This window comes from Amycolatopsis sp. NBC_01480, from assembly GCF_036227205.1.
In the GTDB taxonomy this organism is placed as follows: Bacteria; Actinomycetota; Actinomycetes; order Mycobacteriales; family Pseudonocardiaceae; genus Amycolatopsis.
The window spans coordinates 4,210,937-4,234,377 of the sequence record NZ_CP109442.1 but is presented as its reverse complement, the minus strand read 5'-3'; the positions used below and the strand labels follow the sequence as shown (position 1 = coordinate 4,234,377).

Sequence of the window (23,441 nt, the reverse complement as noted above, 5' to 3'; positions counted from 1 at the left end):
CGCTCCGCCCGGCTCGGACGAACGCAGCGGATGACGCTTCGGCCTCGCTCAGCGCGGGGAAAGCGTCATCCGCTGCATCAGCTCTGGGGGCCGGGCCGGCTAACTGACGGGCTCGATGATGCCCGCCCGGGCCTCGGGCGCGGCGGCGCGCAGGGCGTCCGCCAGATCGTCCGTGGCCTGCGACTGCGACTCCTTCTCGGCCTGCACGCGCGCGGTGTAGACCTCGACCTCGCGCTCGACCGTCTCCGCCGACCAGCCGAGCACCTCGCCGACCAGCTGCGCGACCTGCTTCGCGCAGTCGACGCCGCGGTGGGCGTACTCGATGGAGATGCGCGTGCGGCGGGCGAGCACGTCCTCGAGGTGCAGCGCGCCCTCGTGGGTGGCCGCGTACACGACCTCGACGCCGAGGTAGTCCGGCGCCGACTCGATCGGCTTGAGCAGCTCCGGCCGTCCGTCGGCCAGGGCCAGCACCTCGTGCACCAGCGAGCCGTAGCGGTCGAGCAGGTGCCGCACGCGGTACGGGTGCAGCCCGTGCTCGGAGGCCAGGTGGTCGGCCTGGTTGACCAGCGCGTGGTAGCCGTCGGCGCCGATCAGCGGCACCTTGTCCGTGATGGACGACGGCGGGCGGCCGGGCAGGTCCACCACGGCGGCGTCGACGGCGTCGGCCGCCATCACCCGGTACGTCGTGTACTTGCCGCCCGCGATCGCGACCAGGCCCGGCGCCACCCGCGCGACGGCGTGCTCGCGCGAGAGCTTCGAGGTCTCCTCGCTCTCCCCCGCCAGCAGCGGCCGGAGCCCGGCGTACACACCCTCGATGTCGTCGTGCGAAAGCGGGGTGGCCAGCACCGTGTTGACGTGCTCGAGGATGTAGTCGATGTCGTGCTTCGTGGCCGCGGGGTGCGCCAGGTCGAGGTTCCAGTCGGTGTCCGTGGTGCCGACGATCCAGTGGTTGCGCCACGGGATCACGAACAGCACCGACTTCTCCGTGCGCAGGATCAGCCCCGACTCCGAGACGATCCGGTCGCGCGGCACGACGATGTGCACGCCCTTGCTCGCGCGGACGCGGAACCGGCCGCGGCCGCCGGAAAGGCGCTGCAGCTCGTCGGTCCACACACCGGTGCAGTTGATCACCGCGCCGGCCTGGATCTCCGTCTCCCGCCCGTCCTCGACGTCGCGCACGCGCACCCCGGAGATCCGGTCGGCCTCGTGCAGGAACCCGACCACCTGCGTCGACGTGCGCACGACGGCGCCGTAGTGCGCGGCGGTGCGGGCGACGGTCATGGTGTGGCGGGCGTCGTCGGATTGCGCATCGTAGTACCGGATGCCGCCGATCAGCGACGAGCGCTTCAGCGCCGGAACCATCCGAAGGGCACCCGCGCGGGTGAGGTGCTTCTGCCCGGGCACCGACCGGGCGCCGCCCATCGTGTCGTACATCAGCAGCCCGGCCGCGGTGTACGGCCGCTCCCACACGCGGTGGGTCAGCGGGTACAGGAAGCTCACCGGCTTCACCAGGTGCGGCGCCAGCTTCGTCAGCATCAGCTCGCGCTCGTGCAGCGCCTCGCGGACCAGCCCGAACTCGAGCTGCTCCAGGTACCGCAGCCCGCCGTGGAAGAGCTTGCTCGACCGGCTGGACGTGCCGGAAGCGAGATCGCGGGCCTCGACCAGCGCCACTCGCAGGCCGCGGGTGGCCGCGTCGAGCGCGGTTCCGGCACCGACCACGCCGCCGCCTATGACCACCAGGTCGAAGGTCTCCTTGCCGAGGCGAGCCCAGGTCTCTTCCCGGCGGAGCGGGCCCAGCCGGGCCGCGGTTTGATCGGCTTCGTGCTGAGAACTCGTCACCAGTCACTCCTCCTCGTGCTACCGGAGTCCAGCATCGCACGGCCCGGTGACGGCGCGCTCCCCTCGGTGTGACACGTGTGGCGTAACCCTCCAAGATCTTGGTGACATTGATGCACTCGGCGCCTGGAATGATCTTGTACGCACGGGTAGCGTCCAGCCGATCTGGGTCGGCGACGATGCCGTGGCACCGAGTGATCGACCCTGCGCAGAGTGTCCAGTGTGGAGGTAACGAGCTTGAGTGCCGGAGCGATTTTCATCTGGGAGCTGCTGGGTACGGCAGTGCTGATCCTCTTGGGTAACGGCGTCGTGGCCAACCACGTGCTGCGAAAGAACAACGGCCATGGCGCCGGGACGCTGTTCATCACTTTCGGCTGGGCCTTCGGTGTGTTCGCGGGCGCCAGCATCGCCGCGCCGAGCGGCGCGCACCTGAACCCCGCCGTCACCCTCGGGCTCGCCATATCGGGCAAGACGCCGTGGGCCGACGTGCCGTATTACATCCTCGGCCAGATGGTCGGCGCCATCCTCGGCGCGGTGCTGTGCTGGGCGGTGTACAAGCTGCAGTTCGACGACCACCCCGAGCCCGCCGAGACGCTGGGCATCTTCTCCACCGCCCCGCAGATCCCGAACAAGGTGTGGAACCTGGTGACCGAGATCATCGGCACCTTCGTGCTGGTCGCGTGGATCCTGCTGAGCCCGGTGTACGCCACGAGCGGCGGCACGCCGAACTTCGGCAACTCCGCGCTCGGCTACGCGGGTGTGTCCTTTGTGGTCTTGGTCATCGGCATCTCGCTCGGCGGGCCGACCGGCTACGCCATCAACCCGGCGCGTGACCTCGGGCCGCGCATCGCCTACGCCTTCATCCTGCCGATCAAGAACAAGCGCGACGGGAACTGGGGCTACTCGTGGATCCCCGTCCTCGGCCCGCTGGTCGGCGGCGCGCTGGCCGCGCTGCTGTACCTCGCCGTGCACAACCTGACCTGACCCCGACCGCCGAGCCTTCCGGAGCGAAACCTATGACCTCGTACGTAGCCGCGATCGACCAGGGCACCACGTCGACCCGCTGCATGATCTTCGACCACTCCGGCCGGGTGGTCGCCGTCGACCAGCGTGAGCACGAGCAGATCTTCCCCAAGGCGGGCTGGGTCGAGCACAACGCCGAAGAGATCTGGGAGAACACGCGCGCCGTCGCCGCGGGCGCGCTGGCGAAGGCCGATCTGAAGCCGAGCGACATCGCCGCCGTCGGCATCACCAACCAGCGCGAGACGGCGCTGGTGTGGGACCGCCACACCGGCAAGCCGGTGTACAACGCGATCGTCTGGCAGGACACCCGCACCGACAAGATCGTCGCCGAGCTGGGCGCACTCGGCGGCGGCCAGGAGCGGTACCGCCAGAAGGTCGGGCTGCCGCTGGCGACCTACTTCTCCGGCCCGAAGGTCAAGTGGATCCTCGACAACGTCGAAGGCGCCCGCGCGAAGGCCGAAGCCGGTGACCTGATCTTCGGCAACATGGACACCTGGGTGCTGTGGAACATGACCGGCGGGGTCGACGGCGGCATCCACGTCACCGACCCGACCAACGCCTCGCGCACCCTGCTGATGGACCTCGACACGCTCCAGTGGGACGAGGGCATCGCCGCCGAGATGGGCATCCCGCTGTCGATGCTGCCGGAGATCCGGTCTTCTTCGGAGGAGTACGGCAAGGTCCGCGAGCGGGGCGCGCTCGCCGGCGTGCCGATCGCGGGCATCCTCGGCGACCAGCAGGCGGCGACGTTCGGCCAGGCCTGCCTCTCCCCCGGCGAGGCCAAGAACACCTACGGCACCGGCAACTTCGTGCTGCTCAACACCGGCACCGAGAAGGTCATGTCGGACAACGGCCTGCTCACCACCGTCTGTTACAAGATCGGCTCCAACGACACGGTGTACGCGCTGGAGGGCTCCATCGCGGTCACCGGTTCGCTGGTGCAGTGGCTGCGCGACAACCTGGGCCTGCTCACGAACGCGGCGCAGGTCGAGGAGTACGCCCGCACGGTGGAGGACAACGGCGGCGCGTACTTCGTGCCGGCGTTCTCCGGCCTGTTCGCGCCGTACTGGCGCTCCGACGCGCGCGGCGCGATCGTCGGGCTCACCCGGTTCGTCAACAAGGGCCACCTGGCGCGCGCGGTGCTGGAGGCCACGGCGTTCCAGTCGCGTGAGGTGATCGACGCGATGAACGCCGACTCCGGCGTGCCGCTCAAATCACTGAAGGTCGACGGCGGCATGGTCGTGAACGAACTGCTGATGCAGTTCCAGGCCGACATCCTCGGCGTGCCGGTCATCCGGCCGGTGGTCGCCGAGACGACCGCACTGGGCGCCGCGTACGCCGCCGGGCTGGCCGTCGGCTTCTGGGAGTCGGAGGACGACATCCGCACCAACTGGGCGCAGGACAAGCAGTGGGACCCGTCGATGGACGAGGCCCGGCGCGAGTCCGAGTACCGCAACTGGAAGAAGGCCGTGACCAAGACCTTCGACTGGGTCGAGGACTGAGCCCCGCACAAGCTGAAGGCAGGGCCCCGCGCACACCCCCGACCGGGTGAGCGCGGGGCCTTTTGCTTTTCCCCGGGCCGCCGGGATTTCGCCCGAAACACCCGATTTTTATTCAGTCCGATGAATGACAGTTCACCTATGTGACAGCTCCCATTTCCGGGCCGGAAAATCAGCGTCCATCCCTTGACCTTTTTGGTTCAGACCACACACACTGGTCGGCAACGTGATCCGGAACACGGCAGAAACCGCTCACTCTCCCTCCCCCACAGGAGAATTATGTCCACCATTCGCGTGGCCCGGGTGCTCGCGTGCTCCACGGCCGTGGTCGTCGGTGCGCTGGCCGTTCAGGGCGTCCCCGCTTCGGCGGCCTCGCTCGATCCGGGCTCCCCTCCGGGCAGCAACTTCAACCTGTCCCTCTGGGAGCTGCAGGAGCCCACCGGCTCGCCGGGCAGCCCCGACACCATCTCGCCCTCGAAATTGAAGGGCGGCTTCCAGGACAAGTACTTCTACACCGACTCCGGCGACGGCTCCATGACCTTCTGGGACCCGGAAAACGGCGTCACCACACCGAATTCGAACTACTCGCGCTCCGAGCTGCGCGAGATGACGTCCTCGGGCGGCGCGGCGAGCTGGAGCGTGCCCGGCACGCACAAGCTCAACGCCACCGTGAAGGTCAGCGAGGTGCCCGACCACGTGTGCGTCGGCCAGATCCACCTCGCCGAGGGCAGCGGCTCGACCAAGCCGGTGGTGGAGCTGTACTACTACCAGAACGGCGACATCAAGATGGGCGTCGAGCGCGGCCCGGACGGCGGCCAGGACCAGCACAAGGTCGGGAACGTGCCGCTCGGCACCCAATGGTCCTACACGATCAGCCTCACCGGCGGCAACACACTCGGGCTCACCGTGAACGGCAAGAACACGACCTGGCCGCTGCCGTCTTCGTTCAAGAGCTACCCGATGTATTTCAAAGCGGGTGACTACGACCAGACCAGCGGAAGCAGTTCTTCGGTGGGCGCGCTAGTGCATTTCTATTCGCTCTCGCTTTCCCACAGCTGAATGGGACCGGGTGCGCCGGACAGTCCGGCGCACCCTGCTCCCGCCTCAGCCGTTCACCGTCAGCCGGCCCGGCCCGTCAGCCCTCCCAGCCCGCGGGCTTGCCGGACTGCTCGTTCGGCATCATCAGCCGGAACGACACGCCCTGGTTGTCCACTGCCGCCACCATGCGGCCGTGCGGCGTGTCGACCGGCGGCTCCACGACCTGACCGCCCAGCTCGGTGATCCGCGCGGCGGAGGCGTCCGCATCGGCCACCCAGAAGTACGTCACCCAGCTCGACGGGACGTCCGCCGGCGCCTCCGCGGGCAGCTGTCCCAGCCCGCCCACCGGACGGCCGGAGAGGTCCAGCGTCGCGTAAACGAAGCCACCGCCGGACATGTCACCGAATCCGTAGCCGAAAACGTCGCCGTAGAAGGATTTCGCGGCGGCGAAGTCCCGGCTCATGCACTCGTTCCAGGCCGTCGCGCCGGGGGCGTCGAGCACCTGCGTGCCGTAATGGTCACCCGCCTGCCACAGCCCGAAGACGGCACCGGCCGGGTCCTGCGCGATCGCCATCCGGCCCGCGCTCATCACGTCCATCGGCGGCGCCAGCACGGTGCCACCGGCCTCGGTGACGGCCGCCACGGCCTTGTCCACATCGGACACAGCGAGGTACGTCGTCCACGCGGGTGGCATGCCCTCCTGGCCCGGCGGTATCTCCCCCACGCCCGCGACCGGGCGCCCGGCCACCGCCGCCATGCCGTAGAACCCCGTGTCGGCCCCGCCGACCTCGACCTGCCAGCCCAGCAGGCCCTGGTAGAACTCCACGGCCTTCGCCCGGTCGGGCACCATCAAGTCCACCCAGCACGGCGTGCCGTCCGCCCAGCGCTCGTCTCGGAACAACATTCGCCTCTCCTGCCCGTCGATTGTGTCGGTGACCACAGTCTCGCACCGGGCACCGACAAAACGCGGCTTCGAGCCGAACTACCACGTACGTGGTGCGATCAGTGACCGTCGGCGACCAGTGCCGCGTAGACGATGATGTTGTCCACGTAGTTGTGCGAGGAGTGGTCGAACACGCCACCACAGGTGATCAGGCGCAGTTCCGGGCCGGCGGTGTCGCCGTAGACCGCGTCGCTCGGGAAGACGTCCTTGGGGACCTCGTCCACCTTGGTCACCTTGAAGTGCGCGGTGGTGCCGTCCTGGCGCGCGATCGCGACCTCGTCGCCGGGCTTCATTTCCTTGAGCCGGTAGAAGATGCCCTTGTGCTTGTTGCCGTCGACGTGGCCCAGCACCACGGCCGGGCCGGTCTCCCCCGGCGTCGGCCCGAACTTGTACCAGCCGGCCTGCAGCGGGGTGCTGACCGGCGGCACCTGGACGGTGTTGTCGGCGTTCAGCCCGAGCGGCACCAGCGACGAATGCGCCCCGATGCTCGGGATGTCCAGCGAAACCGGGTCCGACTTGGGCAGCTCCGCCGCGGCCGTCGACGGGGCCGCGGCCTGCACCGGCGTGGCCGGCGGCGCCTGCGCGGTCCCCGGCCCCGCGCCGCACCCGCCGAGCAGCAGGGCCGCCCCGAGCGCCACCGCGGCGAACGACTTCCTGATCATGTCTCCCCCTCCAGCTCCGAAGCCGAGTGGAACGGCCCCAGCCAACCAGCCCCGGCTTGCCTGCTGCCGCGCGGGCCACGCGGCACCGTCCCGGTCGCGGGCCCGGCGCACCCCTCCGGCGCCAGGCCCGCGACCGGGCGGCAGTTCACCCGTCAACGACGGATCTTGTTGCGCAGCAACGCGATTCCGGCACTGCCGAGGGCCAGCACGCCCATGGCGGCCGCCGCTGGGAACTCGTCAGCGCTGTGCGGAGCCGAAGCCGTGGCCTGGCTCCCCGCTCTTCAATCGACGACGTAGCCGTCGCTGCCGCCGGTCTGCGGAGCGCCCGCGGGGACCTTCACGACCTGCTTCGCGGGCAGCACGGTGAACTTCGACGTGATCTTCGCGCCACCGCATTCGTAGGACGCGGTGTACGTGCCCGGCTTCGCGTTCTTCTTCACCGTCGCCGTGCCCGTCGAGACCGGCGCGACCGCCGGGTTGTCCTGCGGGCCGGCGGTCAGCTTCCCGAAGTCCAGCACGGGTGAGCTCAGCTTCTCGATGTAGCCCGCCTCGCAGCCCACGCGAACCGCGACGTGCGCGCCGGGACGGCCCGCCGCCGGCAGCAGCCGCAGGAACGCCTTCGGGACGCCCGCGTTGTTGTCGTCCGTCGGGGCACTGGTCGGCGTGCCCGTCGGGGAAGTGGTGGGCGTGCCCGTCGACGAGGTCGGCGGCGCGGTGGGGGTGCTGGTGCTGCCGGCGGCGAACGCCGGTGCCGCGATGAGCATGCCCGCGGCCAGTACGGACGAAAAAACAACAATACGCTTCATGATTTACCCCGATGAATGAATTCTTCCCGATATCCCGACACGGAGATCCCCGCACCCCGCCGCGCAGTTCCCCCTGCCGTCCGGATGCTTTTTCCTCCGATACCCTCAAGACGTCTCGGCTGGTACCGGGGTTGCCAGCCGGTCCGGAGAAAAACGAAAGAGCCGCCGGGAACGGATTCCCGGCGGCTCTTGCTCGTTCGGCGCGGCTATTCGGCGAGGCTTCCGTCGCCCGCTTTCGCGGCACCCGCGGGCACCTTGGCGACCTGCGCGTCCGGGACGGTGAACTTCGCGCTGTACGGCTTCCCGCCGCAGTTCACCGTGAGCTGGTAGCTGCCCGCGGGCGTGCCCGGCACCAACCGCGCGTTGGCGCTCACCGTGGCCTCCACCCCGATGAACGGGCCGAAGTAGTAGTTCGCGAACGTCAGCACCGGCGAGCTGAACGAGGTGGCGCCCGCCTTCGCGCCGGGGCACTGGGCGAGCGCGACGTTGTCGTCACCGCGCTGGAACTTGTTCAGCGTCTGCTGGCCCGCCGTGTCCTGGTTCAGCTGGACCGACACCGCCGCAGCGGGCTGGGCCGGAGCCGCCCCGCCGGTCGCCGCCGTCGCCGGACCGGCCACCGCGGCCGCCCCGATTGCCGCCACCGCAACGAAAACCGCCCTCTTGCGCACCCTCGTGCCCCTTGTCCCGCAGTCCAGCCATCGCACCTGTCACCGAGCAAGACGCGGGGCTCCTGGACTGGGTTGCCCGCGCCGGGAGATTCAGTCCAGATCGTCGTGGCGCATGAGCTGGCGGCCCGCCTCGGTGATCGACCCGGACAGCGACGGGTACACCGAGAAGGTCAGCGCCAGGTGGTCCACGGTCAGCTGGTTCTGCACCGCGAGCGCGATCGGCAGAATCAGCTCGCTCGCCGACGGCGCCACCACGACGCCGCCGACCACCACCCCGGTGGCGGGGCGGCAGAAGAGCTTCACGAAACCGCGGCGCAGGCCTTCCATCTTGGCCCGGGCGTTGGTCGCCAGCGGCAGCATGATCGTGCGCGCGGGCACCTCGCCGGAGTCGATCGCGTGCTGGCTGATGCCGACGGTCGCGATCTCCGGGTGCGTGAACACGTTCGCGGCCACGGTCTTGAGCTTGATCGGCGCGACGCCTTCGCCCAGCGCGTGCCACATCGCGATGCGGCCCTGCATGCTGGCCACCGACGCGAGCATCAGCAGGCCGGTGCAGTCGCCCGCGGCGTAGATGCCGGGCACGCTCGTGCGCGAGACGCGGTCCACGGTGATGAACCCGCCGGGGCCGGGCTCGATGCCGACCCGGTCGAGGCCGACGTCGGCCGTGTTGGGGATCGAGCCCACGGTCATCAGCGCGTGGCTGGCCTCGATCACGCGGCCGTCGGCGAGGTGGACGGCGACGCCCTTGTCCGTGCGCTCCACCCGCTCCGCGCGGGCGTGCTTCGCGACGGTGGTGCCCCGCTGGGAAAAGACCTCCTCCAGCACGGCGGCCGCGTCGGCATCCTCGTGCGGCAGCACGCGGTCGCGGCTGGAGATCACGGTGACCTTGACACCCATCTCGGTGTACGCCGAGGCGAACTCGGCGCCGGTCACGCCGGAGCCGATCACGGCGAGGTGCTCGGGCAGCTCGCTCAGGTCGTAGAGCTGGCGCCAGTCGAGGATCCGCTCGCCGTCGGGCACGGCGCCGGGCAGCACCCGCGGGGTGGCGCCGGTGGCGATCAGCACGACGTCGGCGTTCAGCGCCTCCGTGGTGCCGTCCGTGTGCGTGACCGCGACCTTGTGCGTGGCCAGGCCCGGCTCGTCGTCGCAGAAGCGCGCTTCGCCGATGACCACGCGCACGCCCTCGCGCTGCACCCGCGCCCGGATGTCCGCGGACTGCGCGAGCGCGAGCCCCTTCACCCGGCCGTGCACGGTCGGCAGGTCGACGCTCGTGTCTGCCATGTCGGTGTTGATGCCCAGCTCGCCGAGGTCGTGCATCTTGGCCAGCGCGCCGGAGGAGGCGATGAACGTCTTCGAGGGCACGCAGTCGTAGAGGACACACGCGCCGCCGAGCCCGTCCCGCTCGACGATCGTCACGTCCGCGCCGTGTTGCGCGGCGACCAAAGCGGCCTCGTAACCTGCCGGGCCCCCGCCCATGATCACGATCCTGGTCACCTGAAGTCCTCCTAGCGGCCGAGCTTGCGGTGCTCTAACCGTACGCGGAGGGGCGCCGGTAATACTGAGTGGCCGGACACGGCACGTGCTTCCGCTCGGGTGGCGGGTGGGTCGCTAGGCTGTCGCCCGTGCCGTTGTATGCCGCTTACGGATCCAACATGGAGCCCGCCCAGATGCTGGAGCGCGCCCCGCACTCGCCGATGGCCACCACCGGCTGGCTGGAAGGCTGGCGGCTGACCTTCGGCGGTGAGGACCTGGGCTGGGAAGGCGCGCTGGCCACCATCGTCGAAGACGCCGGCTCACGCGTGTTCGTGGTGATCTACGACGTCACCCCGCTGGACGAGGAACGCCTCGACCGGTGGGAGGGCGGCGAGCTGGGCATGCACACCAAGCTCCGGCTCCGGGTGCAGACCATGGACGGCTCGGTACTGCCCTGGCTGTACGTCCTGGACGCCTACGAGGGCGGCCTCCCGTCGGCCCGTTACCTCGGCGTGCTGGCCGACGCCGCCGAGGCCGCCGGCGCCCCGGCCGACTATGTGGATGACCTGCGCACCCGGCCGTGCTCCGGGATCACCGGCTGACCCAGCCTGTGGATAACTCGGTGGCGCAGGCCGCCGACCAGGGCATCATGAACAGCGTTCACCATTAACGGGATTGGGTCGGACACAAGGTTCGGGCCCGGTTTTGTCGCGAGTGTTGGGTCGGGGCTTCCGCGGATCTTGTTCCCTTGCGCTCGTGGCTGTGGGATTCGTTGGGGTGCAAGGGAAATCGGCCGTGTTTGGCTCGTCTTCGAGGGGTCTTGCGGGGGCGGGAAATCACCCGGGGTGAATAGATCATCCACGGTCGTGATCATGCGTCACGAGACCGGGTGAAATGGCCGCCCACAAGACTGGGGATAGAGGCGGAAATCACCCACCGGAGTTGTCCACAGGCGAGGGTCACCTGTGGACAACCTGGGCCGGGATGGCCGGGCAGGCTGTGGACAGGTGTGTGGATAACCGCGGGGCGACGCAGGTCGCGGACAGTGCTCAACCACGGCTTGAGGCCTCGCCGGAGGCCCGGCTCCGGGGCCCGCTCGCAACCCCGCCGCGCGCCGGTCCCAGCGCTCGGTGTAGTGAATGACGCTTTCACGGCGCTCAGCGCAGCGGAAGCGTCATCCGCTACACCTCGGGCAGCCGCGAGACGTACACCTCGGCAGCCGCGAGACCAGCTTTCTCAGACACGCTCTGGTTGCCATCAACCGTCACCGATCGGCGGGGTGCTCCACCCTGCGTGCCGGAATCGCCGTCAAGGACTCCTTACCCGCGTCCAACGCAGGTAAGGAGTCCTTGACGGACTCGGCGCGGCACAGTGGCCGCGGCCGGAAGGGTCAGGCCAGCGTGGCCAATGCCGTATGCACCAGTGTCCGAACTCCGACCAGCAAAGCGCGCTCGTCGAGGATGAACGTCGGGCGGTGGATGTCGGACTGGAGGGCCGGGGGGCCGGGCCAGACGCCGAGGCGGGCGAAGGCGCCCTGGACGTGTTCCAGGTACCAGCCGAAGTCCTCGCCGCCCGAGGACTGCTCGGTACCGGCCAGGCCCTGCTCGCCGATGGCGGCCTCGACGCCGGCGCGCATCAGCGTGGTCGACTCCTGGTCGGAGACGACCGGGGGGACGCCGCGGCGGTAGTCCAGCGAGAAGCCGACGCCGGTGGGCGCCAGGAGCGATTCCACCGAGGCCGCGACCAGCGGTTCCAGCTGCTTCCACACCTCGTGGTCGGCGGTGCGCAGCGTGCCCCGCAGGACACCGTCCTGCGGCACGGCGTTCGCGGCCTGGCCGGCGTGCACGGCGCCCCACACCAGCACGGTGCCCGAGCGCGGGTCGACCCGGCGTGAGAGCACCGAGGGCAGCGAGGTGATCACCGTGCCGAGCGCGTACACCAGGTCGGCGGTCAGGTGCGGGCGCGAGGTGTGCCCGCCGGGCGAGGTGAGGCGCAGCTCGATCAGGTCGGCCGCGGACGTCAGCGGGCCCACCCGGGTGCCGACCTTGCCGACCTCCAGCCGCGGGTCGCAGTGCAGGCCGTAGATCCGCTCGACGCCGTCGAGGGCGCCGGCCGCGACCATGTCCAGCGCGCCGCCGGGCATGACCTCCTCGGCGGCCTGGAAGATCAGCCGCACACGGCCGGGCAGCTCCGGGGCGCCGGCCAGCGCGCGGGCCGCGCCCAGCAGGATCGCGGTGTGCGCGTCGTGGCCGCACATGTGCGCGGCGCCCTCGGTGGTCGAGGCGAACGGCAGGCCGGTGTCCTCGGTGAGCGGCAGCGCGTCCATGTCCGCGCGCAGGGCCACACAGCGCTCGCCCCTGCCGATGTCGCACACCACGCCGGTGCCGCCGGGCAGCACCCACGGCTTCAGGCCGACCGTGCGCAGCAGCGAGACGACCAGCTCGGTGGTCGCGAACTCGTGCCGCGACAGCTCCGGGTGGGCGTGGATGTGGCGGCGCCAGGCCAGCACGTCGGTGGCGTTGGCCCGCAGCCAGTCGTCCAGCCAGAACGGTCCGCGACCCGCGCCGAAATCCTCCACGGGTGCCATGCTGACCCCGGCTTCGGTGATCAGCGCGGCGGGCACCTCGTTCGGGTTGGCAATAGGACCCTGGGGGTCGCCTGGAACGTCCGGTCGTGAATCAAGCACAGTCACGCCGCGCCTCCTCCCGCAACACGGGTGGCCCAGGGGTCACGCAGCGTGCCGATCGTTGCAGTCTTACGCATCTGCAGACGATCGTGCACCATGCAGGTGGCAACAGTCGCGCCGCCGGCGGCCGTCCGAGACGGCCGGTACCGGATCTGCGTTGAACGGCTTGCCGGAATTCGGTCAGGGCGAACGGAAAGCGCTACTTGCCCGCGGCCTGGTCCTTGCTCTTCTTGCGCTTCTTGGCGCGGGACCGCCGTCCGAAGAAGACGATCGCCAGCAGCACCACGGCGACCCCGCCCGCGATCAGCTTGTTCCTGGTCTTGGCGGCGTTCGCGGCGTCGGTCTGCGCCGGGTCGATCACCGGCCCCGGCTGCACCTGCCGCGGCGCGATGAGCAGCGATTCCGCGCTCACGGCGGCCCTCGCCGGCACTGTCACGGCCTCGGCGGGCACGACCACAACCGCCTGCGCGGGCGGCGCACAAAGCAACAGCACGCCCAGCAGCCCCACCAGCAGCAGACCCCGCACCTTCGCCATGACTTCCCTTCTACGGCACTGCAGGGCATTGTGCCCGCCGAACGGCCGCCGCGTCAGCCGCCACGCGGTGGAGACTCCCCGCTCGGCCCCCGTCGCCGACCGCCGGGCGCCGCCGGACGGTCGTTCGCCGTCCACCGTCCGGCGGAGCGGTTCAATCCCCGGTCGGCGTGGCAAAGGCGTCCAGGATCCGGCCGGCGGCCAGCGTGGGCGTCAGCTCGCCCGCGCGCACCGCGCGTTCCAGCTCGCTGACCAGCGATTTGACGCCGGGGTGCGAGGTCAGGCGGTCGAGCAGCTGCTCGCGGACCATCGACCAGGTCCAGTCGACCTGCTGCTGACGGCGCCGGGCCGCCAGCTCGCCGGACTCGGTGAGCTGGTCGCGGTGCCGGCCGATCTCGGCCCACACCTGGTCGAGGCCGGTCGCTTCGAGCGCGCTGCAGGTCAGCACCGGCGGCGTCCACGGCGCGTCCCGGCCGTAGATCATCCGCAATGCGCCCGAAAGCTCCCGCGCCGCCCGTTTCGCGTCTTTCTCGTGCGACCCGTCGGCCTTGTTGACGGCGATGACGTCGGCCAGCTCCAGCACGCCCTTCTTGATGCCCTGCAGCTGGTCGCCGGTGCGCGCCAGGGTGAGGAACAGGAAGCAGTCGACCATGTTGGCCACGGCCACTTCGGACTGTCCTACGCCGACGGTCTCCACCAGCACCACGTCGAAGCCCGCGGCCTCCATCAGCACGATCGTCTCGCGCGTGGCCCGGGCGACGCCGCCGAGCGTGCCGGACGTCGGCGACGGGCGGATGAACGCGCGGTCGTCCACCGCGAGCCGCGCCATACGGGTCTTGTCGCCGAGGATCGAGCCGCCGGTGCGGGTGGACGACGGGTCGACGGCCAGCACCGCGACCTGGTGCCCGGCCCCGGTCAGGTCCGTGCCCAGCTGGTCGATGAAAGTCGACTTGCCGACCCCGGGCACGCCGGTGATGCCGACCCGCTGCGCGCCCCCGGCGTGCGGCAGCAGCTCGACCAGCAGCTCCTGCGCCCGCGCCCGGTGGTCGGCGCGCTGGGACTCGACCAGCGTGATCGCTTTGGACAGCGTGCCGCGGTCACCGGCGAGGACGCCCTTCGCGTACGCGGCGACGTCGATCTTGCGCGGCAAGGCTCAGGACTCCTGCTTGGCCAGCTGCTCGAGCAGGCCGATCGCGGCGTCCGCGATCACCGTGCCCGGCCCGAAGATGGCCGCGGCGCCGGCGGCGCGCAGCTCGTCGTAGTCCTGCGGCGGGATGACGCCGCCGACCACGACCATGATGTCCTCGCGGCCCAGCTCGGCCAGCTCGTGGCGCAGCGCGGGCACCAGCGAAAGGTGCCCGGCGGCCAGCGAGGACACACCGATCACGTGCACGTCGGCCTCCGAGGCCTGCCGCGCGACCTCTTCCGGGGTGGAGAACAGCGGGCCGACGTCGACGTCGAAGCCGATGTCGGCGAAGCCGGTGGCGATCACCTTCTGGCCGCGGTCGTGCCCGTCCTGGCCCATCTTCGCGACCAGGATGCGCGGGCGGCGGCCCTCGTCCTCGGCGAATTTCGCGACCAGCTCACGGGCCTTCTCGACGTTGTCCGACTTCCCCACCTCTTCCCGGTACACCCCGGAGATCGTGCGGATCTGGCCGGAGTGGCGGCCCCAGATCTTCTCCAGCGAGTCGGAGATCTCGCCGACGGTGGCCTTGGCCCTGGCCGCGTCGATGGCCAGCGCGAACAGGTTGCCGCCGTTCTGCGCGCCCTCGGTCAGCCGGCGCAACGCGTCCTCAGTGGCCTGGGGGTCGCGCTCCTCGCGCAGCCGCCGCAGCTTCTCCAGCTGCTGCGCGCGCACGCCCGCGTTGTCGACCTTGAGCACGTCGATCTGCTCTTCGTCCCCGGTGACCTGGTACTTGTTCACGCCGATCACGGGCTGACGGCCGGAGTCGATCCGCGCCTGGGTGCGCGCGGCCGCCTCCTCGATGCGCAGCTTGGGAATGCCCTCGTCGATCGCGCGCGCCATGCCGCCCGCGCCCTCGACCTCGGTGATGTGGCCCCACGCCTTGCGCGCCAGGTCGTAGGTCAGCTTCTCGACGAAAGCGCTGCCGCCCCACGGGTCGATCACGCGGGTGGTGCCGGATTCCTGCTGCAGCAACAGCTGTGTGTTGCGGGCGATGCGCGCGGAGAAGTCGGTGGGCAGGGCCAGCGCCTCGTCAAGAGCGTTGGTGTGCAACGACTGTGTGTGCCCCTGGGTCGCGGCCATCGCCTCGACGCAGGTGCGGGTGACGTTGTTGTAGACGTCCTGCGCGGTCAGCGACCAGCCCGAAGTCTGCGAGTGCGTCCGCAGTGACAAGGACTTCTGCGACTTCGGGTCGAACTGCTTGACCAGCTTCGCCCACAACAGCCGGGCCGCGCGCAGTTTCGCGACCTCCATGAAGAAGTTCATCCCGATCGCCCAGAAGAACGACAGCCGCGGCGCGAACTTGTCCACGTCCAGCCCGGCGTCGACCCCCGCGCGGATGTACTCGACGCCGTCCGCGAGCGTGTACGCCAGCTCCAGGTCGGCGGTCGCCCCGGCCTCCTGCATGTGGTAGCCGGAGATCGAGATGGAGTTGTACTTCGGCATGTGCAGCGAGGTGTAGCCGAAGATGTCGGAGATGATCCGCATGGACGGCTGGGGCGGGTAGATGTAGGTGTTGCGGACCATGAACTCCTTGAGGATGTCGTTCTGGATGGTCCCCGCGAGCTGCTCCGGCTTCACCCCCTGCTCCTCGGCCGCGACGACGTACAGCGCGAGCACCGGCAGCACGGCGCCGTTCATGGTCATCGACACGGACATCTTGTCCAGCGGGATGCCGTCGAAGAGCTGGCGCATGTCGTAGATCGAGTCGATCGCCACGCCGGCCATGCCGACGTCGCCGGACACGCGCGGGTGGTCCGAGTCGTAACCGCGGTGGGTGGCCAGGTCGAAGGCGACCGACAAACCCTTCTGCCCGGCCGCGAGGTTGCGGCGGTAGAAGGCGTTGGACTCCTCGGCGGTGGAGAACCCGGCGTACTGGCGGATCGTCCACGGCTGGTTCACGTACATCGTCGGGTACGGCCCGCGCAGGTAGGGCGCGATGCCCGGGTACGTGCCCAGGAAGTCCACATCGGACAGATCGTCGGAGGTGTACACCGGCTTCACGCCGATGCCCTCGGGCGTCTCCCAGGCCAGCGCGTCCGGCCCCTTGCCGGTGGCGTCCTGCACGGCCTGCGCCCACGCGGCGCGGCCGGCCGGCTCGGGCGTGCCGAGCGGGACGTCGGCGAAATTCGGGACAGTCATGCGGACACTCCCAGCTGTGCGTGGATGCCGGTCAGGATTTCGAGCGCGTCGCAGCCGGCGAAGATGTTGCCGCTCACGCCGTCGTAGCGGCCTTTTCCGGCCAGCAGCACGGATTCGGCGCCGAGTGACGCGGCGACGTCGGCGGCCTGCTCCTCGTACGCGGCGTCCGTGCCGCAGATGCAGGCGATCGTCGCGCCGCTCTTGGCGAACGCGCCGGGCAGGTCGTCGGTCGCGCCCGGGTTGACCACCTCGATCCCGCCCGCGGCGAACAGGTTCGCGGCGAACCCGGCGCGCGTGGTGTGCGCGGCGACCGGGCCGAGCGTGGCGAGGAAGACCTTCGGCCGCTCGCCTTTCGCCGCCAGGTACGCGTCGGACCCGTCACGGAGCTTCTCGAACCGTTCTGCGTAACGGTGGCGTGGCAGTCCACCGTCCTCAGTAGACAGATGAGAAGCCTCACGTTGCACGGGTTTCTCGGTCAGGTTGGGAAATTCGCTGACGCCGGTGATCGGGTCGCGGCGGGTGGCCAGGCGCTGCGCGCGCTTCTCCCAGGTCGCGGCGAGCCGTCCGGCCAGCGCGCCGGAGGCCAGCTCGGCCTCGGCCCCGCCGGCGGCCTCGATCGCGGTGAACTCGGCCCACGCGGCGTTCGCCAGCTCGTCGGTCAGCTTCTCGACGTACCAGGAGCCGCCCGCCGGGTCGATCACGCCGCCGAGCCGGGACTCCTCCAGCAGCACGGCGTTGGTGTTGCGGGCGATCCGCGAGGAGAACGCGTCCGGCCGGCCGATCGCGGAGTCGAACGGCAGCACCGTGACGGCGTCCGCACCGCCGATTCCCGCGCCGAAGCACGCGACGGTGGTGCGCAGCATGTTCACCCACGGGTCACGCTGGGTCAGCATCGCGGGCGAGGTGACGGCGTGCTGGTGCATGCCGCGCGCGGCCGGCTTGGCCCCGGAGACCTCGAGCACGCGGTCCCACAGGCGCCGGGCCGCGCGGAACTTGGCGATGGTGAGGAACTGGTCGGCGGTCGCGGCCAGCCGGAACTCCAGCTGCGCCGCGGCGGTGTCGACGTCCAGGCCCGCTTCGGTGAGCGCGCGCAGGTACGCGACGCCGACGGCGATGGTGGCGCCCAGCTCCTGCGCGTCGGACCCGCCCGCTTCGTGGAACGGCAGGCCGTTCGCGACGAGCGTGCGCAGCTTCGGGTACTTCGCGGCCACGCGCGCGGCCAGCTCGGCCGCCGGGGCGACGGGCTGGGCCTCGCCGGTCCGCGCCGTCACGCCGATCGGGTCCGCGCCCAGCGTGCCGACCGCCGCGCTGGCCGGGATCTCCCGCTCGGCGAACACGTCCAGCAGCGCCTGCGCCGCGGCCTCGTACTCGGTGCCGGCGTCCAGCACCACGGGCGCGAGGTCGACGTAGACCTCGTTCAGCGCCTCGGCCAGCGCGGTCACCGGCAGCGCGCCCTCGCCGAGCCGCAGCCACACGGAGGAGGCGCCGCCCTCGAGATCGGCGAGCACGGCGGCGTTGACGACCTTCGGATCGGAGCCGGCATGGCGGACGCGCACGTCCCAGCCGGTGCTGACGACGCCTTCGGGCTTCGCGCCGCGGACGAACGGTGGCAGTCCGGGGAAACCGAGGTCTCCGGCGGTGTCGTCACGGGTGTAGAGCGGCTGGATCTCGATGCCGTCGTACGTGCGGGTGACGAGCTTGCTCTCGGGGGCGCCGTCGAAGTCCTCCGGCAGGCGCCCGCTCTTGCGCAGGACGCCGGCCACCAGCTCCTGCCACTGTTCCCGCTCGGGCGCCGGGAACTCGGCGGCGAGGGAAAGCTCGGGGCTCGGCACTGACTCCGGGCCAGCCACGTTCGTCATACCCAGTGATGGTAGAGGCACGCCAGTCCCGGCACCTGTGACTCTAGTCGCCTGCCGGAAGTATCCAGGGGTACCCCCGATTTGGGCCGGAAGGGCTGGACACCCCCACTGAGTCGAAGACTGTCGGTGCCTTACGACACAATCAGGGGGTGTCGTCCTCGAGCGAATCCTCTTCCCGCGAGACCTCGCGAGTGGTCGCCGGCCGGTACCGCCTGCGGTCGGTGCTCGGGGCCGGCTCCATGGGCACCGTCTGGTCCGCGTACGACGAGTTCCTGCACCGGCCGGTCGCGGTCAAGGAGATGAAGCTGCCGCCGGGCGTGCCCGCGGCCCAGGCCGACGAGCTGCGCGAGCGGACGCTGCGCGAGGCGCGCGCCATCGCCGTGCTCTCTCACCCGAACGTGATCATCCTGCACGACGTGGCCCGCGACAACAACGAGCCGTTCGTGGTCATGGAGCTGCTGCCCTCGCGCAGCCTGGCGCACATCCTGCGCGACCACGGCCCGCTGAACGTGGAGCAGGCGGCCGCCGTCGGCATCGCGGTCGCCGCGGCGCTGGAGGCGGCGCACGCGGCGGGCATCACGCACCGCGACGTCAAGCCGGGCAACGTGCTGGTGGCCGGCGACGGGCGGATCAAGCTCACCGACTTCGGCATCGCGCGCAACGTCTCCGAGGCGACGATGACGCGCACCGGGATCATGCTCGGCTCCCCCGCGTACATCGCGCCCGAGGTCGCGTCCGGCGGTGCGGTCACGCCCAACGCGGACCTGTGGGGCCTCGGCGCCACGCTGTTCGCCGCCGCGCAGGGCGCCCCGCCGTACGACGCGGACGGCGACCCGCTGGAGACGGTCGGCAAGGTCGTCAACGGCAAGGTGCCCAAGCCGAACCCCGGGCCGCTGGCCGCCGTCATCAGCGCGCTGATGAAAAAGGAGCCGGAGAAGCGGATCTCGCTGCGCGAGGTGCGCCACCGGCTGTACCCGTTGCAGGGCAAGACGGCGCTGGACCTGTTCGGGCCGGAGCTGTTCCGCACGCCGGACGGGAAGAAGACGTCGGCGCACCTCGACGCCACCGACACGCAGGTGATCAAGACCGTCACGCCGGACGGCGAAGCCGAGCCGAAGGCCGCGGCCAGCACCGAGCTGGCCGCCGACCCCGGGCCGCTGCCGTTCCTGCGCGGATCGTCCGGTGCCTCCGGGTCTTTCGGCCCTGGGGCATCCGGCGCCGGGGTGTCCGGGGCTGGGGTATCCGGGGCTGGGGTATCCGGAGCCGGTTCCGGGACGTCCGGCATGGCCTCGCTCGGCGCGGCGCTGTCCAATCTCGGAACCGCGGGCACGGGATCGTCCGGCTCCGGGGTGTACGGCCCCGGCGGTGGGGCGTACGGCCCGGGAACTTCCGGCACCGCGGCCCAGCCCCCGGCCGCCGTCCCGGCGCCGGTGTCCGCGCCCGCCCGTCGCGGGGCCGCCGCGTCCGTGGTGCTGGTGCTGGCCGCGGTGCTGCTGTTCCTGGTCGCCGGCGGCGGCGGGTTCGCACTGGCCCGGGTGGTCAGCGGGCAGGATCTGCTGCCGCCCGAGGGCACCCCGTCGGGCAGCCTCGGCCCCCCGGCGACCACGGTGCCGCAGGAGCCGCTGAAGCTGGTGCCGCAGAAGGGCGACGCGAGCGACACCGCGAACCCGACGCCGGACAGCGAGTACACGGTGTCGGTCCCGGACGGCTGGAAGCGGTTCGTCGCCGGGCGCACCAGCCAGCTGGGGCCCTCGACCGTCGTCCAGTACGTCTCGCCGGACGGCCGTCAGTCGCTGCGGCTGGAGCGATTCCCCGGTTACTTCGCATCGCACGAGATCAACGACTACGTCAAGAACCTGTCGCTGACGTACGGCCCGGACTCGTTCACCATCGCCAAGGAGCCCACCGGCACGCCCGCGGGCACGGAGCTGACCTACCGCAACGTCGAGCACGCCACGCCCAGCCGGCAGCAGGAGCCGACACCGGTCACCCGCGCGACGTTCGCGGCGTTGCGGCAGGACGGGGACAACCTGTGGGTGCTGTCGCTGACCGTGCCCGCGGAGCAGGAAGACACGGCGATCACGACGTTCCAGCAGATCGCGCCGACGCTGGTGCTTTCCTCCCCCTGAGCCGGGGTCAGTCCTGCGGGAAGCGGCGGCCTGATTCGGCGCTCTGGGCCAGGCGCCGCAGGGCGGAGAAGAGCCGGTCGCCCAGGACGGTGCCGATCACGGTGGCTTCGACGATGCGGTCCAGCGAACGCAGCGAAGTCACTGTGTCCAGGTCCACCTCGGCGGTGCGGTCGGCGAGGGTGGCGTAGTCGTCCAGGCGGGCGAGCAGGCCGTCGTGGGCCTGGGCCAGGTCGCGGATGGTGCAGAGGGTGAGGACCAGGGCGGCGACCGACGGGCTCTCCGGCTCGGCCTTCCAGCCGTGGCGGGCGGCCAGGTCCGTCACCACGTCGAGGGCCCAGGCCCGGGACTCCTCGTCGACCTCTTTTGCCGGGCCGACCAGGGCGCGCTGCGCCAGGCCCAGCACCTCGTGGGTCGGGGCCTGCGAATCGACCGCGGCGAGAACCTCGCCGACCGTGGCCACCGAGAGCCCGCCGACGTCCAGCAAGGCCCGGATCAGCTTGAGCCGCTGGACGTGGTCCTCGCCGTACCGGGCCTGGTTGGGGCTGGTCCGCTCGCCGGGCTGCAACAGGCCTTCGCGCAGGTAGTACTTCACCGTGGCCACCGGCATGCCCGACGCCGCACTCAGTTCCGCCATCCGCACGTGACACGACTCCGATCTCAGGGGCAACCCTGAAGACTTCTCAGGATAGATAGTTTAACTTCCCATAACGGAGAGCTTCACTATCCATTCTGGGAGGATCCACCATGACCATCCTGACCGATCTCCGAGACCGGACGAGCACGTGGCACCGGCCATCGGCCTACTTCGCGGGTGTGCTGGCCGTCGCGGCCGTCGGCTGCATCGCGCTGCTGCTGCTCGACCAGCGGACGCTGCTGGGCGCCCCGATCTGGGCCAAGCCGTTCAAGTTCGCCATCTCCGGCTCCCTGTACTTCTTCACCTGGAGCTGGCTCGTCTCGCTGCTGCCGCGCTTCCGCCGCGGCGCCGGGATCGCCACCGACGTCGCCCTGGTGCTGTTCGGCGGCGAGTACGTGCTGATCGTGTTCCAGGCGGTCCGCGGCCGGGCGAGCCACTTCAACAACGCGACGCCGTTCGACGCCGCCCTGTTCCAGGTCATGGGGGTGATGGTCGCCGCGCTCTGGGTGGCCACGCTGGTGCTCACCGTCCTGCTGATGTTCAGCCGGATCGCCGACCGCGCGACCTACTGGGCCGTGCGGACCGGCGCGGTGGTGTCGCTGATCGGGGCCGGGCTCGGCGCGCTGATGGTGGGCCCGACGCCGCAGCAGAGCGCGTCGCTGAAGGCCACCGGGATGTCCGACCTGGTCGGGGCGCACAGCGTCGGCGTCACCGACGGCGGGCCGGGGCTGCCGCTGCTGGGCTGGAGCACCACCGGCGGTGACCTGCGGATCCCGCACTTCATCGGGATGCACGCGCTGCAGGCGTTGCCGCTGCTCGCCCTCGGCCTCGGTCTGCTCGCGACGCGCCTGCCGCGGCTTCGGGAGAGCGCCGTCCGCACGCGGCTGGTGTGGGTTGGTTCGGCGGGTTACGCGGGGCTGGTCGCGCTGGTCGCCTGGCAGGCCGAGCGCGGCGAATCGCTGGTCCACCCGGGCGGCGCGACGCTCACGGCGCTGGCGCTGCTGGTCGGCGCGGTGGCGCTCGGCGGCCTGGTCGCGGTGTACCGGCCGGCTCGGGAGCTGGCCCGATGACGGATCTGACGGTCTTCACCTGGACGTTCCCGATCGCCGTGCCGTTCTGGGCGCTGATGATCTTCCTGCCGGGCTGGCGCTGGACGCGGCGGGTGCTGGCGTCGCCGTGGGTGCCGCTGCTGCCGTTGGCCTGTTACTTCGTGCTCGCGCTGCCCCACTTCGGCGAGCTGTGGACCGCGGTCAGCCGGCCGGATCTCGGGGTGCTGCAAGCGTTTGCGGGCTCTTCGTACGGGGCCGCGCTGCTGTGGGCGCAGCTGATCGCGTTCGACCTGTTCCTCGGCCGGTGGATGTTCTTCGAGGCGCGCGAGCACGGCGTCCCGTGGTGGGTGCTGAGCCCGGTGCTGGTGCTGACGATCTTCCTGTCCCCGTTCGGGCTGGTCGTGTTCCTGGCCGTCCGGAGTGCCCGGATACGCTCGGCGGCATGAGTAACCACGAGGAGGCGGCTGCCGCCGTCATCGCCGAGCGCACCGGCGTCGAGAAGCACGACATCGCCGTGGTGCTGGGCTCGGGCTGGCGCCCGGCCGCGGACGTGATCGGCCCGGCCGAGGCGGAGATCCCGTTCGGCGAGCTGCCTGGTTTCACCACTCCCGGGGCCGTCGGGCACGGCGGCACGGTGCGCTCGCTGAAGGTCGGCGAGAAGCGCGCGCTGGTGCTGCTGGGGCGCACGCACTTCTACGAGGGCAAGGGCATCGACCCGGTGGTGCACAACGTGCGCACGGCCGCCGCGGCGGGCGCCCGCACGGTCCTGCTCACCAACGCGGCCGGCGGCCTGCGCGAGGGCTTCCGCGTCGGCCAGCCCGTGCTGATCTCCGACCACCTCAACCTCACCGCGCGCTCCCCCATCGCCGGCGCGAACTTCGTCGACCTGACCGACCTCTACTCCGCCCGGCTGCGCGGCCTGGCGAAGGAGATCGACGGCTCACTGGAGGAGGGCGTTTACGCGGGTCTGGTGGGCCCGCACTTCGAAACCCCGGCCGAGATCCGCATGCTCCGCACGATGGGCGCGGACCTGGTCGGCATGTCGACCGTCCTGGAAGCCATCGCGGCCCGCGCCGCCGGCGTCGAGGTGTTCGGCCTCTCCCTGGTGACCAACCTTGCCGCCGGCATGACTGGTGAGCCGCTGAACCACGAAGAGGTCCTGGAGGCGGGCCGCAATGCCGCCACCCGGATGGGGTCGTTGCTGCGGGAACTCGTCAACCGCGCCTGAACCGCTCGTGAGTGTTTATGCCGGTTCTAACCGGCATAAACACTCACGAGA

20 protein-coding genes are annotated in these 23,441 nt (G+C 70.8%); 8 read left to right on the top strand and 12 right to left on the bottom strand.

All coding sequences use genetic code 11. The features are described from left to right. Positions 1-99 precede the first annotated feature (99 nt). A complete protein-coding gene (locus OG371_RS20340; RefSeq protein ID WP_329071484.1) occupies positions 100-1,839 on the bottom strand; it encodes a glycerol-3-phosphate dehydrogenase/oxidase in 1,740 nt (579 codons plus the stop codon). Positions 1,840-2,073: 234 nt separating this feature from the next. Between OG371_RS20340 and OG371_RS20335 the strand changes: the two genes are divergently transcribed. The 3 genes from OG371_RS20335 (at position 2,074) to OG371_RS20325 (ending at position 5,417) form a co-directional block, all read left to right on the top strand. Then, positions 2,074-2,820 (top strand): MIP/aquaporin family protein, encoded by a 747-nt coding sequence (locus OG371_RS20335; RefSeq protein WP_329071482.1) that lies wholly within the window; start codon positions 2,074-2,076, stop codon positions 2,818-2,820. Positions 2,821-2,852: 32 nt separating this feature from the next. Continuing rightward, positions 2,853-4,361: a glycerol kinase GlpK gene (gene glpK / locus OG371_RS20330; RefSeq protein WP_329071480.1), complete on the top strand. Its 1,509-nt coding sequence runs from the start codon at positions 2,853-2,855 to the stop codon at positions 4,359-4,361. Between the two features lie 276 nt (positions 4,362-4,637). Continuing rightward, positions 4,638-5,417, top strand: a complete 780-nt coding sequence (locus OG371_RS20325; protein WP_329071477.1) for a polysaccharide lyase family 7 protein — start codon at positions 4,638-4,640, stop codon at positions 5,415-5,417. 76 nt (positions 5,418-5,493) lie between these two features. Here OG371_RS20325 and OG371_RS20320 read toward each other — a convergent pair whose 3' ends face one another. The 5 genes from OG371_RS20320 to OG371_RS20300 form a co-directional block, all read right to left on the bottom strand. Then, entirely contained in the window at positions 5,494-6,300 is an 807-nt protein-coding gene (locus OG371_RS20320; protein ID WP_329071475.1) for a VOC family protein, read from the bottom strand. A 98-nt stretch (positions 6,301-6,398) separates the two neighbouring features. Further along, positions 6,399-7,001 (bottom strand): class F sortase, encoded by a 603-nt coding sequence (locus OG371_RS20315; RefSeq protein ID WP_329071473.1) that lies wholly within the window; start codon positions 6,999-7,001, stop codon positions 6,399-6,401. A 281-nt stretch (positions 7,002-7,282) separates the two neighbouring features. Continuing rightward, positions 7,283-7,807 (bottom strand): hypothetical protein, encoded by a 525-nt coding sequence (locus OG371_RS20310; protein WP_329071471.1) that lies wholly within the window; start codon positions 7,805-7,807, stop codon positions 7,283-7,285. Positions 7,808-8,013: 206 nt separating this feature from the next. Next, a complete protein-coding gene (locus OG371_RS20305) occupies positions 8,014-8,475 on the bottom strand; it encodes a hypothetical protein (RefSeq protein ID WP_329071468.1) in 462 nt (153 codons plus the stop codon). Positions 8,476-8,565: 90 nt separating this feature from the next. After that, complete coding sequence (locus OG371_RS20300) at positions 8,566-9,969, bottom strand: NAD(P)H-quinone dehydrogenase (RefSeq protein ID WP_091624231.1); 1,404 nt, start codon at positions 9,967-9,969, stop codon at positions 8,566-8,568. 128 nt (positions 9,970-10,097) lie between these two features. Between OG371_RS20300 and OG371_RS20295 the strand changes: the two genes are divergently transcribed. Continuing rightward, a complete protein-coding gene (locus OG371_RS20295) occupies positions 10,098-10,550 on the top strand; it encodes a gamma-glutamylcyclotransferase (protein ID WP_218156927.1) in 453 nt (150 codons plus the stop codon). A 788-nt stretch (positions 10,551-11,338) separates the two neighbouring features. On the opposite strand, the gene OG371_RS20290 is transcribed toward OG371_RS20295, so the two are convergent. From OG371_RS20290 to OG371_RS20270, 5 genes are all read right to left on the bottom strand, one after another. Next, positions 11,339-12,640: an amidohydrolase gene (locus OG371_RS20290; protein WP_329071465.1), complete on the bottom strand. Its 1,302-nt coding sequence runs from the start codon at positions 12,638-12,640 to the stop codon at positions 11,339-11,341. Between the two features lie 193 nt (positions 12,641-12,833). Further along, positions 12,834-13,169 carry a hypothetical protein gene (locus OG371_RS20285; protein ID WP_329071463.1) on the bottom strand — a complete coding sequence of 112 codons (336 nt, stop codon included), beginning with the start codon at positions 13,167-13,169 and terminating at the stop codon, positions 12,834-12,836. 151 nt (positions 13,170-13,320) lie between these two features. After that, the gene (meaB, locus tag OG371_RS20280; protein ID WP_329071461.1) at positions 13,321-14,316 is read right to left on the bottom strand and encodes a methylmalonyl Co-A mutase-associated GTPase MeaB; all 996 of its coding nucleotides are present in this window, start codon (positions 14,314-14,316) and stop codon (positions 13,321-13,323) included. Positions 14,317-14,319: 3 nt separating this feature from the next. Further along, positions 14,320-16,491, bottom strand: coding sequence for a methylmalonyl-CoA mutase (gene scpA / locus OG371_RS20275; RefSeq protein ID WP_329071459.1), 2,172 nt, complete (start codon positions 16,489-16,491; stop codon positions 14,320-14,322). Further along, positions 16,488-18,350 (bottom strand): methylmalonyl-CoA mutase family protein, encoded by a 1,863-nt coding sequence (locus OG371_RS20270; RefSeq protein ID WP_329071458.1) that lies wholly within the window; start codon positions 18,348-18,350, stop codon positions 16,488-16,490. Before OG371_RS20270 ends, scpA begins: the two co-directional genes overlap by 4 nt. Positions 18,351-18,541: 191 nt before the next feature. On the opposite strand from OG371_RS20270, the gene OG371_RS20265 reads away from it, so the two are divergent. After that, positions 18,542-20,479: a serine/threonine-protein kinase gene (locus tag OG371_RS20265; RefSeq protein WP_442876172.1), complete on the top strand. Its 1,938-nt coding sequence runs from the start codon at positions 18,542-18,544 to the stop codon at positions 20,477-20,479. A gap of 7 nt (positions 20,480-20,486) precedes the next feature. On the opposite strand, the gene OG371_RS20260 is transcribed toward OG371_RS20265, so the two are convergent. Beyond that, positions 20,487-21,113: a MerR family transcriptional regulator gene (locus OG371_RS20260; RefSeq protein WP_329071455.1), complete on the bottom strand. Its 627-nt coding sequence runs from the start codon at positions 21,111-21,113 to the stop codon at positions 20,487-20,489. Positions 21,114-21,223: 110 nt separating this feature from the next. On the opposite strand from OG371_RS20260, the gene OG371_RS20255 reads away from it, so the two are divergent. Genes OG371_RS20255 through OG371_RS20245 form a run of 3 tightly spaced genes read left to right on the top strand, consistent with a single transcriptional unit; the run spans position 21,224 to position 23,390 of the window. Beyond that, positions 21,224-22,183, top strand: a complete 960-nt coding sequence (locus OG371_RS20255) for a hypothetical protein (protein ID WP_329071453.1) — start codon at positions 21,224-21,226, stop codon at positions 22,181-22,183. Continuing rightward, the gene (locus OG371_RS20250; protein ID WP_329071451.1) at positions 22,180-22,608 is read left to right on the top strand and encodes an ABA4-like family protein; all 429 of its coding nucleotides are present in this window, start codon (positions 22,180-22,182) and stop codon (positions 22,606-22,608) included. The genes OG371_RS20255 and OG371_RS20250 overlap by 4 nt, the downstream gene beginning before the upstream one ends. Further along, positions 22,605-23,390, top strand: a complete 786-nt coding sequence (locus OG371_RS20245; protein WP_329071449.1) for a purine-nucleoside phosphorylase — start codon at positions 22,605-22,607, stop codon at positions 23,388-23,390. The genes OG371_RS20250 and OG371_RS20245 overlap by 4 nt, the downstream gene beginning before the upstream one ends. Positions 23,391-23,441 lie beyond the last annotated feature (51 nt).